The organism is Allonocardiopsis opalescens (assembly GCF_003002095.1).
Lineage (GTDB): Bacteria > Actinomycetota > Actinomycetes > Streptosporangiales > Streptosporangiaceae > Allonocardiopsis > Allonocardiopsis opalescens.
In genome coordinates, this window is sequence record NZ_PVZC01000008.1 from 145412 (window position 1) to 160285 (window position 14874).

The following is a 14874-nucleotide window of genomic DNA, read 5'->3' on the forward strand; positions in this document are numbered from 1 at the left end:
GCACCGGGCCGTGCCCGGTCCGCGCTCCCCTTTTAGCCGCCGCCATAGTAGATCGCGCGATCCCTTGCGCGGAAGGCGTCGCGGCCGCCCGCCTCGCGGCTCAGCCGCGCGACTCGTGCACCAGGATGGCCACCTGCACCCGGTTCGCGCAGCCCAGCTTGGCGAGGATGCGCGATACGTAGGTCTTCACCGTCGGCACGCTCATGTGCAGCCCGGCGGCGATCTCGGCGTTGGAGCCGCCCTCGCCGACGGCCACCGCCACCTCGCGCTCGCGCGCGGTGAGGCCGTCCAGCGCCGAGCGGGCCGCCTCGGTGCGCCGCCGCCGCTCCTCGGCCGGGTCGCGCCGCACCACGTGGTCGACCAGCCGCGCCACGGCCGAGGGCGACAGCACCGTCTCCCCGGCCGCCACCCGGCGGACCGCGTCCAGGATGTCGCGGGGGCGGGTGTCCTTGAGCAGGAAGCTGTTGGCGCCCACCCGCAGCGCGCGCAGCACGTGCGCGTCGGTGTCGAAGGTGGTCAGCACGATGACCGGCACGGTGCTACCGGAGCCGCGCAGCGCCTCGGTGGCGGCCAGCCCGTCCATCCGCGGCATCCGGATGTCCATCAGCACCACGTCGGGCCGCAGCCGGCGCGCCTGCGCCACGGCCTGCTCGCCGTCGGCGGCCTCGCCGGCCAGCTCCAGGCCGGGGTCGGCGCCGAGCAGGGTGGACAGCCCGGCGCGCACCAGGGCGTCGTCGTCCACCACCAGGACACGGATCACGTCGTCGGCCACGGCAACCACACTTCCAGATGGAACTCCACCGCGCCGTCCTCGCCGCGGCGCGCCCCGCTGTCCAGCCGCCCGCCGGCCAGCCGGACCCGCTCGGACAGGCCCAGCAGGCCCGAGCGGGATCCGGGCACGGCCGAGGGGGTCCACACGCTCGGCAGCCGGTTGCGCAGCCAGACGTGCAGCTCGCCGCCGCCGTCGGGGGCGGCCGTCCGCTCCAGCCGGACCCGCACCTGCGCCCCCGGCGCGTGCTTGCGGACGTTGGTCAGGCCCTCCTGCACCACCCGGTAGGCGGTGCGGCCCGCCGAGTCCGGCGGCGGCGGGCCGCCGGGCGCCAGGTCCTCCAGCTCGACGGGGGTGCCGGCCGAGCGCGCCTCCGCCACCAGCTCGCCCAGCCCGGCCAGGCCGGGCTGGGGGCGCAGGCCGTCGGCGTCCTCGGCGCGCAGCACGCCCAGGATCTCCCGCAGGTCGTCCAGGGCGCTGTGCGCGGTGTCCCTGATCGTGCCGGCCATCCGGACGACCTCGTCGGGCGGCAGGTCGGGGCGGATCTCCAGCGCGCCCGCGTGCAGGCTCACCAGCGAGATGCGGTGCGCCAGCACGTCGTGCATCTCCCCGGCGATGCGCTCGCGCTCCTCGGCGCGCAGCCGCTCGGCCCGGGCGGCGTCCTCGGCCTCGGCGCTCTCGGCGCGACGCCGCAGCTCCTCGACCAGCTCCCTGCGGGCCCGAACCCGCATGCCCCAGGCCAGCACCAGCGCCGTGATGACGAGGTTGGCCAGGTGCACCGCCGCGAACGGGAACTCCGGATCGGGCCGCCACAGTGTGAACGGCACCGCCGCGACCAGCCCCACCCCGGCCAGGGCGAGCGCCGTCCGCCCGGACCGCCGCGCCGCCGTGTTGAACAGCGCGACGTAGTAGGCGCCGCCGGTGAAGTCGGTAACGGCCACCGTGAGCACCAGCGCGGCGGCCACCCGGACGGGGTGGCGCCGCCGCCACCGCAGCGCCACCATGGCGGCGAGGGTCAGCGCCGACGACATGAGTACGAACCAGGGCGTCGCCCGCCCCTGTTCCAGCAGGCCCATCAGCGCCAGCAGCGCCACCACGCCCGTCAGCAGCCGCACCGCGAGGCCGGCGAGGACGTCCCGCGCCGTCGTGCGGCGCACCCGCGCGCTCATGAGCGGACCAGCGGCCGCCAGTACTGGTTGGTGCCGTCCTCGCGCACCACGAACCCGGCCTTCTGCACCTCTTCGCGCAGCTCGGCCACGTCGGACGCCGACTTCTTGGCCAGCGCCGCCTCGCGGGCGACCAGCACCGCGTTCACCGCGGGCGGCAGGTCGGGCAGGTCGCGCACCCAGCGCCGGTACAGCTCGCCGTAGGGGTCGCGGTCGGTCCACGGGTAGCCCCGCGAGCTGAACGCGGCCGCGATCGCGTCCGGCCGGCCCTCCAGCTTCTCCCGGACGATCTGCCGGGACTCCCGGTCGAGCGCGACCAGCACCTTGCCGTCCAGGAAGACGGCGTCCACCTCGGCGCGCGGGACGGTGCGGGTCTTGCCGTCGCGGTCCAGCCGCATCTCATCGGGGGTGAGGGTCACCCTCAGCATCTCGACGTAGGCGACCCAGGCGAAGCCGAGGCCCAGGATCAGGCCCGCCCCGGTCGTCACCAGGGTGACCCAGTAGCCGTCGAGCTGCGCGAACAGCCGCAGCGGCCCCTCGAAGGGCGTCCACGGCAGGGTGGTGGCCCAGCGGGCGATCGCGGGCAGGAAGTAGCCGAGCGCGATCCCGGCCAGCGGCGCGCCGCCGAAGATCACCAGCCGGTCCAGCGGTCCGAAGCCCAGGACGACGGGGCGGTCCGCCCGCGCTCCGTTCGGGTCGCCGTGGGGTCCGTTGAGGGACATCGTTCCTGCTCCGCTCCTTGCCGGGTGCCGCTGACACTCCTGAACCTACGGCGCGGCGCCGGCCGGCGGCAGTCGCCGTTGGTCCCCGCTCCGGCCGCGGAGGGTCAACTTAAGTCGGACCCCGCCGTCGTCCTCAGCGGCGCGGCAGCGCGGCGGCGGCCTCGCCCAGCGCCGCCGCGGCCGCGTCCAGCTGCGCGTCCGACAGGTAGGGCGCGGGGCCCAGCCGCAGGTAGGGGCCGCGGCTGTCGGCCAGTACGCCGCGCTCGGCCAGCCCGGCGCACAGCAGCGCGGCCTGCGGGGAGCGCAGCGCCAGGAAGCCGCCGAGGCGGTCCAGCGGCACGGGTTCGCGCCGCACGGCGGCGGCGGGCAGGTCCAGGGCGTCGACGGCGGCGGCGAGCCGGCCGAGCTGGTGCCGGTAGACCTCGCGCAGGAAGGCGGGGGTGAGCCCCTGGGCGTCGAAGAAGTCCAGCACGGCCGAGGCGCGGTAGTGGCTGACCGGGTCGTAGGTGGAGCCGGCGAAGCGGTCGGCGCCGGGGGCGTAGCCGACCGCGTGCGCGCCGGGGCCGCTCCGGGCGCCCGGCAGCTCGGTGAACTCCGCGAACCAGCCGGTGACGACGGGCCGGGCCGCCGCGGCGTGGCCGGGCAGCCGCAGGAAGCAGTTGCCCTCCCCCAGCTGGAGGTACTTGTAGCCGCCGCCCAGCACCCAGGCGTCGCGCAGGCCCAGCGCCGGCACCGGGAAGGGCACCGGGCCCAGCGCGTGGTAGGCGTCCACGAGCAGCTCGGCGCCGTGCCGCGCGCACGGCCCCGCCAGCTCGCCCAGCGCGGGCACGATCTCGGCGGTCTCGAACAGCACCGCGGACACGCACACGGCGGCGGTGCGGTCGTCGACGGCGGCGGCCAGCCGCTCGGCCAGGCCGTCCACCGGGCGGGCCGGGACCCGCACCACCTGCACGCCCTCTTCCGCGAGCCGGTCGAACTGGCGGCGCAGCGAGTGGAACTCGCCGTCGGTGGTGACCAGGCGGGGGCGGCGGCGCAGGTCGAGCGCTGACAGGAAGCGGACCAGCAGGTCGTGCGCGCTGGCGCCGAGCGCGATGTCGGCGCCGGGCTCGTGCAGCAGGGTGCGGAAGCCGGCCCTGACCCGGTCGGCGCGGGCGAAGGCGCGCGGCCACTTGCCGTCGACGGCCTCGGCCGCGTCGGCGAAGGCGGCGGCCAGCCCGTCCATGGCGGCGTCGGGCCAGCACTGGTGGGAGTGGCCGGTGAGCGGCAGCCGCTCGGCGACGCGGAACCGGGAGTAGTGCGGCGCGAGCGAGTTCGGCGCGGCCCGCAGCGATTCGAGGGTGTGCGGGGCCTGCGGGATGCGCGGGGTGCTGGTCAGCGTGCCCTCCGGATGCCGGATACGGCCCGCAGGATAGCGGCGGCGCGGGCCGGCGCGCGCGGGTGCGGGCGGTGTGTCGCCGCCCGGATGCCCGGTGCGCCCGCCCTCCCGGGCCCCGCCTCACTATCCTCGTCCCTGGGCGGCGGTCCCCCGCTCGACGGCTGCGACAACGGAAGGCGTGCGGCATGAGCCACCTGCACCCCCGGCCCGGTCCCGGTGACATCCGGCCCGGCCGCCGCTGGTTCTGGATCGGCGGGCTGGTCATCGTGGCCGGGATCGTCATCGGGATCGCCGGCTTCGTCGTCGGCCTGGTCGCGCTGGTCGGCGGCCCCGATCCGGTCGCGCGCTTCTCCTCCGGCGAGCCGGCGAGCTTCACGGCCGAGGAGGCCGACACCGACGCCCGTGTCTGGGCGCTGTACGCCGACACCGAGTTCAGCGGGTCGGAGATCCGCGAGAGCTGCACCGTCAACGGCCCCGACCCGGAGGCCGCCTTCGTGCCGGCGCCCTACGAGAGCACCAGCACCGTGGACGGCGAGACCGTCCACCTGGTCTCCGCCATCGAGATCGCCCAGCCCGGCGAGTACACGGTCGAGTGCCAGACCGACCCGGGCGCCGCCTTCCTGGTCGGCCAGGCCGCCTCGGGTAGCTCCTTCGTGACGGGGCTGCTCGGCTCGCTCGCGTCCTTCTTCCTCATCCCGCTGGCGGGCATCGCGATCGGGATCGTGATCATCGTGGTCACCGCGGTCAAGCGCGGCAAGAGCCGCCGGCAGGCCGCGCACGGTGTGCCGCCGCACGGCCCGCACCCCGGGCCGGGGCCCTACCCGCCCGGGCCGCGCTAGGTCCGGCTACAGCCGGGAGCGCACCGCCCACAGGTCGGGGAAGGCCGGGGTGAACAGGGTGGAGCGCAGGTAGCCGGCCCCGGCGGAGCCGCCGGTGCCCGGCTTGGCGCCGATGGTGCGCTCGACCATCTTGACGTGGCGGTAGCGCCACTCCTGCACGCCCTCGTCCAGGTCGACCAGCCGCTCGGCCACCTGGGCGGGGCCGCCGTCGTCGCGGTAGACGTCGAGCAGCACGTCCTGGAGCTTCTCGGAGGGCTCCAGCGCTTCGCGCACATCGCGTTCGAGCAGTTCGGCGGGGACCGGGTAACGGTGGTCGGCCAGGTAGCGCAGGTAGGAGTCGAACAGGGAGGGCCGCTCCATGGCGGCGGCCAGCCGCTCCCGGGCGGCGCCGCCGGCCGGGTAGTGCGCCACCACCCGGCGGTCGCGGCGGCCGAGCACCGCCTCCAGCTCGCGAAACTGGGCGGACTGGAAGCCGCTGGCCGCGTCCAGCCGGGCGCGGAAGCCGGCGAACTGGCGCGGGGTCATGGTCTCCAGCACGTCGATCTGCGCCACCACGACCTTGAAGATGGTGAGCACCCGGTTGAGGCTGTGCAGGGTGTGCGGGGTGTCGCCGGCTTCCAGCCGCTCCTGGAGCCGGGCCAGCTCGTGCAGCTGCTGCTTGAACCACAGCTCGTAGACCTGGTGGATCACGATGAACAGCAGTTCGTCGTGCTCGTCGGAGCGCGGCCGCTGCACGCTCAGCAGCTCGTCCAGCGCCAGGTACGAGCCGTAGGTCAGCACCGGGTCGCCGCCGGGCCCCGCCGGCTCCCGCCCGTCCGCCTCTGCCTCCGCCATGCGGCGCATCCTACTCCGCGGCCCGCTCCGCCCCCGGTCGCGGCGCCCCCGGCGCGGCGGCGCGGACGGCGCCCGCGGCCGCCGATTACCGAGAACCGACCGGCCGAAGCCGCGGCCCGTCTACCGGTCACCGGACCGCCCTGACAGCCGAAAGTTTCGATCTTCCACGCCTCTTCGCAGCTCTAACCCCTGTTACACATCTGCGACATGGCGATACATTGACGAAATGAGAGCTGAGTCATAGCTTCTACGAACCGAAACTATTCGAAACTTTCTAGTCCTTCGGCCGGTATGCGCTGGACGAATTCCGGAAGGAAAGGAAAGGAAGCGGATGCGCAGCTCCCCCCGACGGCCCGTACTGGGCGCGCTGGCCGTCGTCTCCATGCTCGGACTGGTCGCGGCGTGCGGCTCCGGCGGTGCCAGCAGCGAGATCCAGCTGTGGGGCCTCCAGGACGACCTGCTGAACGAGTCCACCGAGCAGATCGTCGCGAGCTACAACGAGAACGCCGAGACGCCGGTCAACTACAGCTACTACGTGAACGACCCCTACAAGGAGCGGCTGCAGGTCGCCCTCGGCTCCCCCCAGGGCCCCGACGTCTGGCTCAACTGGGGCGGCGGCAACCTCTCCCAGTTCGTGGAGGCCGGCCAGGTAACCGACCTGACCCCCATGCTCGAACAGGAGCCGGAGCTGCGCGACGCCTTCCTGCCGAGCGTGATGGAGGTCGGCACCGTCGACGGCAGCGTGTACGCGCTGCCGATGGTCGGCACCCAGCCGGTGCTGCTCTACTTCAACCAGGAGGTCTTCGACGAGGCCGGCGTCGAGCCGCCGCAGACCTACGACGACCTGCTCGAACTGGTCGACGTGTTCACCGAGCGCGACATCACCCCCATCGTGCTCCCCGGCCAGCAGGCCTGGACCGAGATGTTCTGGCTCGCGTACCTGACCGAGCGGATCGGCGGACCCGACGTCTTCCAGGCCGTCATCGACGGCGAGGAGGGCGCCTGGCGCGACCCGGCGATGATCGAGGCGATGGAGCGCTGCCAGGAGCTGGTGGAGGCCGGCGCCTTCGGCACCTCCTACGCGTCGGTCACCTACGACGGCGGCGCCGCCACCGAGCTGCTGACCAGCGGCGAGGCCGCGATGTTCCTGATGGGCACCTGGGAGTACGGCTCGCAGCTGGCCAGTGCGCCTGAGTTCGTGGAGTCCAGCCTGGGCTGGACCACCTTCCCGATGGTCGAGGACGGCGAGGGGGATCCCCAGGCGCTGGTGGGCAACCCGAGCAACTACTTCTCCATCACCGCCAACTCCGAGCACGTCGACGCCTCCTTCGAGTTCCTCGCCGAGACGCTGACCAGCGACGCCTACCTGGACTCGCTGCTCGAACTCGGCCAGGTGCCGCCGGTGGTCGGCATCGAGGACCGGCTGGCCGCCTCGCCCGGCGCCGACCACGCCACCTGGGTGTACGACCTGGTGGACAACGCCTCCTCCTACACGCAGGTGTGGGACCAGGCCATGACGCCGGCCCAGGCCGAGGTGCTGCTCACCAACATCCAGCGCCTGTTCCTCAACGAGATCACGCCCGATGAGTTCGCGGCGGCCATGGAGCAGGCATCGTGATCGGTTCCACCCTGGAGCGCCGGCCGGCGCGGCGCGCGGACTCCTCCGCGCCGCGCCGGCCCGGCCGCGCCGGACGCACGGACCGGCCGGGGATCCTGTGGGCCGCCCCCGCCCTGCTCTTCTTCGGAGTGTTCGCGCTCTTCCCGATCGTGCTGGTCGCCTGGCTCAGCCTGACGGAGTGGAGCGGCCTGGGCGACCCCGTCTTCGTCGGCCTGGACAACTGGCTCGCGCTGCCGCAGGACCCCGAGGCGCCCGGCGCCGTGTGGTCGACGGTGCGGCTCACCGTGCTGTGCTGGGCGGTGCAGACGCCGCTGGCCCTGCTGCTGGGCGTGTGGGCGGCCGGGCAGCAGCGCAACCGGGCCGTGCTCAGCGCGCTGTTCTTCCTGCCGCTGCTGCTGTCGACGGCCGCCATCGCGCTGCTCGGCCACTCCATGTTCGACCCGAACTTCGGCCTCGCCGAGGTGGTCGGGCCGCTCGTCGGTGTGCCCGACGGGAACTTCCTCGGCAATTCAGACCTGGCGCTGTACATGGTGATCGGCGTGCTGACCTGGCAGTTCGTGCCCTTCCACGCGCTGATCTACCAGGCGGCGGCCCGGCAGATCCCCAGGATGCTCTACGAGGCGGCGGCGATCGACGGAGCGGGCCGGTTCCGCCGGTTCCTCTCGATCACCCTGCCGCAGCTGCGGCACACCATCGTCGCCTCCTCGGTGCTGATCCTGGTCGGCTCGCTGACCTACTTCGAGACGGTGCTGCTGCTGACCGGCGGCGGCCCGGGCACCGCGAGCAGAGTGCTGCCGCTGCACATGTACATCCAGGGCTTCCGCGCCTTCGAGATGGGCGACGCCAGCGTGCTGGCCGTGCTGCTGGTCGCCGTGGGCACCCTGCTGTCGGTGCTGGTGGTGCGGGTCACCGGCTACTCCAGGATGACGAGCGAGAGGGAGGGGCTGTGAGTGCGGCGAGCAGGACGCGGCACCGCCGCACCGACCGGGGCGCGGTCCTCGGGCTGCCCCGGCGGACGCCGACGTCCAAGAGCCCGAACATCCTGGCCGGCCTCGGCTCGGTGATATGGCTGGCGCTGGTCGCCGTGCCGCTGTACTACCTGGTCCTCACCAGCCTGCGCGGCGAGGACAACTACCTGTCGCAGGGGGCGCTGGCCTGGAGCGGCCTCACCCTGGGCAACTACGGCGACGCGCTGCGGCTGGGCTTCCTCGGCTACGCGCTGAACAGCATCGTGGTGACCGGGGCGACGATCCTGCTGGTGCTCGGGCTGGCGCTGCCGGCCGCCTACGCCATCGTGCGGGGTGAGAGCCGGGCGGTGCGGATCGCCTTCCAGGTGATCCTGCTGGGCCTGGCCATCCCGGCGCAGGCGGTGATCGTGCCCGTCTACCTGATCATCACCAGGCTGAACCTGTACGACTCGCTGGTCGCGATCATCCTGCCGACGGCGGCCTTCTCGCTGCCGATCGCGATCATCGTGCTCACCTCGACCCTGCGGGACGTGCCCAAGGAGCTGTACGAGTCGATGACGGTCGACGGCGCGGGCACCGCCACGATCTTCGCCCGGCTGGTGCTGCCGCTGGCCCGACCCGGCGTGATCACGGTGGGCATCTTCGCCGGGATCGGCGCCTGGAACGGCTTCCTGTTCCCGCTGGTGCTCACCCAGTCCGAGGAGCTGAGGGTGCTGCCGCTGGGGCTGTCGACCTTCCAGAGCCAGTACACCACCAATGTGCCGGGGCTGATGGCCGCGGTGGTGCTGTCGGCGCTGCCGATCTTCGCGCTCTACCTGTTCGGCCGCCGCCAGCTGCTCAGCGGCCTCACCGCGGGCTTCGGCAAGTGACCGGGTCCCCGGGGCCGGCCTGCAGCGGCCCCGGGGACACCGCCGGGAGCCGCGCGGCCGCGCGGCTCCCGTCCCCCGCGTCCTCAGCCGGAGCGGACGGTGCCGGCTCCGCCGGCCCCCTCGTCGGCCCCGCCCAGCTCGCGGCGCTCCAGCGGCGCGGTGGCCGGGCCCTGGAGCACGGAGCCGTCCACCCCGAAGCGCGAGCCGTGGCAGGGGCAGTCCCAGCTGGGCTCGGCGTCGTCGAAGCGGACCAGGCAGCCCAGGTGCGTGCAGACCGCCGAGACGGCGTGCAGGGCGCCCGAGGGGTCCCGGTACACCGCGCAGCGCTCGCCGTCGACGCGGGTGAGGGCGCCCTGGCCGGGCCCGATGTCGGCGACCGAGTCCACGTGCGTGAACGGCAAGCGGTCGCCGACCAGGTGCCTGGCCACCTCCGCGTTGGACCGCACGAAGGCGCCGGCCTCGGCCAGCGGGTGCAGCCGCCGCGGGTCGTACAGCCCGGCCCACTCCGGCGGCCGCCCCTCGATCAGCGCCGTGATCAGCAGCCCGGACAGCACGCCGCTGCTCATCCCCCAGGCGCCGAAGCCGGTCGCCACGTAGGTGTGCTCCGCCCCGGCGTGGAAGGGCCCGATGTAGGGGACGCCGTCGGTGGTGTGGTTGTCCTGGGCGGCCCAGCGGTAGTCGATCCGCTCCACCCCGAAGCGCTCGGCGGTCCAGCGCGACAGCTCGCCGAAGTGCTCGGCGACGTCGACCGTGCCGGGCCGGAAGGTCTCACCGGTGACGATGAGCAGCCGCCGGCCGTCCCCGTACGGGGCGGTGCGCACCGAGCGGGTGTTGTGCTCGGGGGTGATGTACATGCCGCCGGGGTCGCGGTCGGCCGGGATGGGGGCGGCGACGACGAGTTCGCGCCGCGGCTCCAGCCGGGAGAACAGCATCGCGCGGTCGAAGACCGGGTAGTGCGTCGCGATCACCACCTCGTCGGCGGTGACGGTGCGCCCGGTCTCGGTGCGCAGCCGGCACGGAGCGCCCTCGTGCAGCTCGGTGACGCGGGTGCGCTCGTAGACCCGGCCGCCGCGGCGGCGCAGGTCCTCGGTGAGCGCGAGCGCGTACCTGCGCGGGTGGAACTGGAGCTGGTCGGGGACGATCGCGGTCCCGGCCACCGGGAAGGGCAGGCCGGAGCCGCCGCTGAGCCCGGCGGTCAGCCCGGCGTTCATCGCCGCCTCGGCCTCCTCGGCGATCTCGGCCACCCGCTCGGGCGACTCCGCGAAGCAGACGGCGGGCCGGTGCTCCAGTTCGCAGTCGATGCCCAGCCGCTCGGTGAGCTCGGCGACGCGGCGCACCGCCTCCTGCTGGGAGGCGGCGTAGTGGCGGGCGGCCTCGGCGCCCAGCGAGCGCGTCAGCCGGGCGTAGACGAGGCCGTGCTGGGCGGTGACCTTGGCGGTGGTGAAGCCGGTGACGCCGGCCGCGACCCGGTCGGCCTCCAGCACGACGACGGAGCGGCCCGAGGCGGCCAGCTCCCAGGCGGCGCTGAGGCCGGCGATCCCGGCGCCGACCACGGCGACGTCGGCGCGCGTGTCGGTGTCCAGGGCGGGGTACGCGGTGGCGGGGGTGGAGGACATCCAGTAGGAGTCGGTACGGACGCGAGGCGCGGTCATGGCCGCGCTCTTACCCGCCCTCCCGGAGTTCTCACGCCGCCCGCCCCGGGGCGGGCCGTCGGCCGCCGCACGGCTGCTCGATAATTTCGGATTGATTCACGGCATAACTTTCGGTACTTTCGATGAAACCACCCGGCGAGAGCGGATGGGCACCCCAAGGGGAGACAAGGGGCGAGAAGCCCCGTCACCCTGGAGAAGTCGCCCCGGCGGCCGCCCGGTACGCTGGATCGAAAGTTTCGATCAGCCCGGATTTCCACGGGAGGACGAGTGGCGGAGCGAGCGCGCGCGACGATCGCGACCATCGCGCGGGAGGCGGGCGTCTCCGTGCCCACCGTCTCCAAGGTCCTCAACAACCGGGGCGACGTCGCCCCGCAGACCCGGCGCCGCGTCGAGGACCTGCTGGTCAAGCACCGCTACCGGCGGCGCACCGCAACCCGCACCACCCGTACCGGCCTGATCGACCTCGTCTTCGTCGACCTGCACGGGCAGTGGTCGGCCGAGGTGCTGCGCGGGGTCGAGGAGGCGACGCAGCGGGCCGACGTCGGCGTGGTGGTGTCGGCGGTGAAGGGTCAGGAGGCCCGGCCGCACGGCCACTGGCTGCGCCGCATCATGGCGCGCGGCTCCGACGGCCTGCTGCTGGTGCTCTCCGACCTCTCCCCCGACCAGCGCAGCCAGCTCGCCGACGTCGGCATGCCGGTGGTGCTGGTCGACCCGGTGGGCGTGCCCGACGCCGAGATCGCCTCGGTGGGCGCCACCAACTGGCGCGGCGGCATGGCCGCCACCCAGCACCTGATCGAACTGGGCCACAGCCGCATCGCCGTGATCGGCGGCCCGCCCGCCTACCTGTGCAGCCGGGCCCGGCTCGACGGCTACCGCTCCGCGCTGGAGCGCGCCGGGCTCACCGTCCCGGCCGAGTACGTGCGCCAGGGCGACTTCCTGTCGGCCAGCGGCCACCGCGAGACCATGGCCCTGCTGGACCTGGACGAACCGCCCACCGCCATCTTCGCCTGCGCCGACCAGATGGCCATGGGCGTCTACGAGGCGCTGTTCGACCGGGGGCTGCGCGTCCCGCAGGACGTCAGCGTGGTCGGCTTCGACGACCTCGCCCAGACCCGCTGGGCGGTGCCCCCGCTCACCACGGTCCGCCAGCCGCTGACCGAGATGGCCGCCGTCGCCACCCGGATGCTGCTGCAGCTGGTCGCCGGGGAGGAGCTGGACAGCACCCGGCTGGAGCTGACCACCGACCTGGTGCGGCGCAGCAGCACCGCGCCGCCCGGCGCCGCCGCGCCGCCGGAGCCCGCGGCCGGCGAGGCGGCCGAGGAGCCCGGCGCCCCCGTCGGCGCCTGAGCACGGATCCGCCCGCGGGCCCGCGTCCGGGCCCCGCCGCCCGGGAAAGCGCTTCCCACAGCCGTCCGCTAGGGTGGGCCGGACCCGTGCCGCCCGACGGAAAGCGAGCCCGCCCGTGCCGCCGTCCTCCGCGCCGCAGTCCGACCGCCCCGGCTGGCCGCTGGACACCCCCGGCATCGCCTACGGCGGCGACTACAACCCCGAGCAGTGGCCCGAGGAGCTGTGGGCGGAGGACGTGGCGCTGATGCGCCGGGCCGGGGTGAACCTGGTCAGCGTCGGCATCTTCGCCTGGGCCGTGCTGGAGCCCGAGCCGGGCCGCTACGACTTCGGCTGGCTGGACCGGGTGCTCGACCTGCTGCACGGCGGCGGCGTGCGGGTGGCGCTGGCCACCGCCACCGCCTCTCCCCCGCCCTGGCTCAGCCGCGCCCACCCCGAGACCCTGCCGGTGCGCGCCGACGGCACCCGGCTGTGGCCGGGCGCCCGGCAGGCGTACTGCCCCAGCTCCCCCGTGTACCGCGAGTACGCCGCCCGGATCACCGAGCGGATCGCCGAGCGCTACCGCGAGCACCCCGCGCTGGCGCTGTGGCACGTGGACAACGAACTGGGCTGCCACAACGCGCACTGCTACTGCGACGTGAGCGCCGCGGCCTTCCGGGTCTGGCTGGAGCGCCGCTACCGCGACGTCGACGCGCTCAACGACGCCTGGGGCACCCGCTTCTGGTCGCAGCGCTACGGCTCCTTCGAGCAGGTGCTGCCGCCGCGCGCCGCGCCGACCTTCACCAACCCCGGGCAGCAGCTGGACTTCCGCCGCTTCTGCTCCGACGAGGCACTGGACAACTACCGGCGGCTGCGAGCCGTGCTGGCCCGCACCGCCCCGCACGTCCCGGCCACCACCAACTTCATGGTGGCCCGCAACGTCAAGGACCTGGACTACTGGTCGTGGGCGGCCGACATGGACGTGATCGCCAACGACCACTACCTGAGCGCCGCCGACCCCCACGGCCACGTCGAACTCGCCTTCAGCGCCGACCTCACCCGGGGCCTGGCCGGCGGGCGCCCCTGGATGCTGATGGAGCACTCCGTCGGCGCGGTGAACTGGCAGCCGCGCAACCGGGCCAAGGGGCCCGGCGAGGCGCGCCGCAACAGCCTGGCCCACCTGGCCAGGGGCGCCGACGCGGTCATGTTCTTCCAGTGGCGCGCCTCGGCCGCCGGGGCGGAGAAGTACCACTCCGCGCTGGTCCCGCACGCCGGCACCGACTCGCGGACCTGGCGGGAGGCCGAGGCGCTGGGCGCGGACCTGGGCCGGCTGGCCGAGACGGCCGGCTCCCGGGTGCGGGCCGAGGTCGCGATGGTCTTCGACTGGCAGTCGTGGTGGGCGGCCGAACTGGACGCGCACCCCTCGGCCGACCTCGCCTACCTCGACCGCGCGCACGCCCACTACCGGGCGCTGTGGGAGCGCGGCGTCACCGTCGACATGGTGCCGCCCGACGCCGATCTGTCCGGGTACCGGCTGGTGCTGGTCTGCACCCTGTACTCGGTCACCGACGCCGCCGCCGGCCGGCTGCGCGACTTCGTCGCGGGCGGCGGCACCGCGCTGGTCACCTACTTCAGCGGCATCGTCGACGAGCACGACCGGGTGCGGCTCGGCGGCTACCCGGGCGCCTACCGCGAGCTGCTGGGGGTGTCGGCCGACGAGTTCGGCCCGCTGCTGGCCGGCGAGGCGGTGCGGCTGGACGACGGCGGCACCGCGACGCTGTGGACCGAGTCGCTGCGGCTGCGCGGCGCCGAGGCCGTGGTCGGCTACGCCGAGGGGCCGCTGGCCGGGGCGCCCGCCGTGACCCGGCACCGCTTCAGCGCCGGCACCGCCTGGTACGCGGCCACCCGGCTGGACGACGCGGGCACGGGCCGGCTGACCGAGCGGCTGCTCGCCGAGTCCGGCGCCCGCCCGGCCGCGGCCACCCGGCCGGGCGTGGAGGTGGTGCGCCGCACCGGGGAGGCGGCGTCGTACCTGTTCGTCATCAACCACACCGGCGCCGCGGCCGAGGTGCCGGCCGAGGGCACCGAGCTGCTGACCGGCGCGCCGGTGACCGGCGCCGTGGCCGTGCCCGCGGGCGGCGCCGCCGTGGTGCGCGAGCCGGGCTGAGGCGGGCCCTCAGCCGACGGCGGCCCGGCGCTCGACCGCGACGGCCGCCAGTAGCAGGCAGCCCGCCATCGGTACCGCGAGCGGCCACAGCGCCCAGGTGGCCGCGCCGGCGGCGGCCAGCGCGGCCGCGAGCAGCAGGGTGCCGGGCAGGTCCGTGCGGGCGCCGCGCACGGCGGCGGCGCGCACCAGCTCCCACCAGCGGGCGCCCGGCCGCCAGGCCGCCGCGGCCCGCAGCGCCGTGACGGCGGCGAAGGCGGCCGCGGCCGCGCACACCGCGAGCACGTAGCGGCCGCCGGGCAGACCGGCGCGGACGGCGGCCAGGTCGGCGAGGAGCACCGCGGCGATCACCGCGCCCGCCGCCGACACCGGGAGCGAGCCGGGCCAGGCCGCCCGGAAGCGGCCCCAGAAGGCCCGCGTCCCGGTGCCGCCCTCCTGCTCGACCTGGGCCCGCACGTGCGCGCAGCCCGCGGCCAGCGCGGGCAGCAGCGTCACGGCGGGCAGCGCCGCGAGGACCACCAGCACCCCGGCGAACAGGCACTCCCCGAACAGGGCGAAGCCCCGCCCGCGCACCG

General features: G+C 74.8%; 13 protein-coding genes. 6 read left to right on the plus strand and 7 right to left on the minus strand.

The genetic code is table 11. The features are described from left to right. Positions 1–100: 100 nt before the first annotated feature. The 4 genes from CLV72_RS24405 to CLV72_RS24420 all read right to left on the minus strand — a co-directional run bounded on the left by CLV72_RS24405 (position 101) and on the right by CLV72_RS24420 (position 3879). Complete coding sequence (locus CLV72_RS24405; protein ID WP_106250783.1) at positions 101–781, minus strand: response regulator; 681 nt, start codon at positions 779–781, stop codon at positions 101–103. After that, positions 757–1938 (minus strand): sensor histidine kinase, encoded by a 1182-nt coding sequence (locus CLV72_RS24410; protein ID WP_106250785.1) that lies wholly within the window; start codon positions 1936–1938, stop codon positions 757–759. The genes CLV72_RS24405 and CLV72_RS24410 overlap by 25 nt, the downstream gene beginning before the upstream one ends. Next, entirely contained in the window at positions 1935–2657 is a 723-nt protein-coding gene (locus CLV72_RS24415; RefSeq protein ID WP_211303091.1) for a YqeB family protein, read from the minus strand. Before CLV72_RS24415 ends, CLV72_RS24410 begins: the two co-directional genes overlap by 4 nt. Positions 2658–2790: 133 nt before the next feature. Then, positions 2791–3879: a kynureninase/PvdN C-terminal domain-containing protein gene (locus CLV72_RS24420; protein WP_211303092.1), complete on the minus strand. Its 1089-nt coding sequence runs from the start codon at positions 3877–3879 to the stop codon at positions 2791–2793. 338 nt (positions 3880–4217) lie between these two features. Here CLV72_RS24420 and CLV72_RS24425 point away from each other — a divergent pair, with 338 nt between their 5' ends. Next, positions 4218–4871 (plus strand): hypothetical protein, encoded by a 654-nt coding sequence (locus tag CLV72_RS24425; protein ID WP_106250789.1) that lies wholly within the window; start codon positions 4218–4220, stop codon positions 4869–4871. A gap of 6 nt (positions 4872–4877) precedes the next feature. On the opposite strand, the gene CLV72_RS24430 is transcribed toward CLV72_RS24425, so the two are convergent. After that, positions 4878–5705 carry a tryptophan 2,3-dioxygenase gene (locus tag CLV72_RS24430; protein WP_106251317.1) on the minus strand — a complete coding sequence of 276 codons (828 nt, stop codon included), beginning with the start codon at positions 5703–5705 and terminating at the stop codon, positions 4878–4880. A gap of 331 nt (positions 5706–6036) precedes the next feature. Here CLV72_RS24430 and CLV72_RS24435 point away from each other — a divergent pair, with 331 nt between their 5' ends. The 3 genes from CLV72_RS24435 (at position 6037) to CLV72_RS24445 (ending at position 9160) form a co-directional block, all read left to right on the plus strand. After that, positions 6037–7323 carry an ABC transporter substrate-binding protein gene (locus CLV72_RS24435; RefSeq protein WP_106250791.1) on the plus strand — a complete coding sequence of 429 codons (1287 nt, stop codon included), beginning with the start codon at positions 6037–6039 and terminating at the stop codon, positions 7321–7323. Between the two features lie 92 nt (positions 7324–7415). After that, on the plus strand, positions 7416–8273 hold the full coding sequence (locus CLV72_RS24440; RefSeq protein WP_245930443.1) for a carbohydrate ABC transporter permease: 858 nt from the start codon (positions 7416–7418) through the stop codon (positions 8271–8273). Then, a complete protein-coding gene (locus CLV72_RS24445) occupies positions 8270–9160 on the plus strand; it encodes a carbohydrate ABC transporter permease (protein ID WP_106250794.1) in 891 nt (296 codons plus the stop codon). Before CLV72_RS24440 ends, CLV72_RS24445 begins: the two co-directional genes overlap by 4 nt. Positions 9161–9243: 83 nt before the next feature. On the opposite strand, the gene CLV72_RS24450 is transcribed toward CLV72_RS24445, so the two are convergent. After that, complete coding sequence (locus CLV72_RS24450; RefSeq protein ID WP_106250797.1) at positions 9244–10812, minus strand: FAD-dependent oxidoreductase; 1569 nt, start codon at positions 10810–10812, stop codon at positions 9244–9246. A gap of 267 nt (positions 10813–11079) precedes the next feature. Between CLV72_RS24450 and CLV72_RS24455 the strand changes: the two genes are divergently transcribed. After that, a complete protein-coding gene (locus tag CLV72_RS24455; RefSeq protein ID WP_106250800.1) occupies positions 11080–12159 on the plus strand; it encodes a LacI family DNA-binding transcriptional regulator in 1080 nt (359 codons plus the stop codon). Positions 12160–12274: 115 nt separating this feature from the next. Further along, a complete protein-coding gene (locus tag CLV72_RS24460; RefSeq protein ID WP_106250802.1) occupies positions 12275–14302 on the plus strand; it encodes a beta-galactosidase in 2028 nt (675 codons plus the stop codon). A 9-nt stretch (positions 14303–14311) separates the two neighbouring features. Here CLV72_RS24460 and CLV72_RS24465 read toward each other — a convergent pair whose 3' ends face one another. After that, positions 14312–14872, minus strand: coding sequence for a DUF624 domain-containing protein (locus tag CLV72_RS24465; RefSeq protein ID WP_106250804.1), 561 nt, complete (start codon positions 14870–14872; stop codon positions 14312–14314). Positions 14873–14874: the final 2 nt, after the last annotated feature.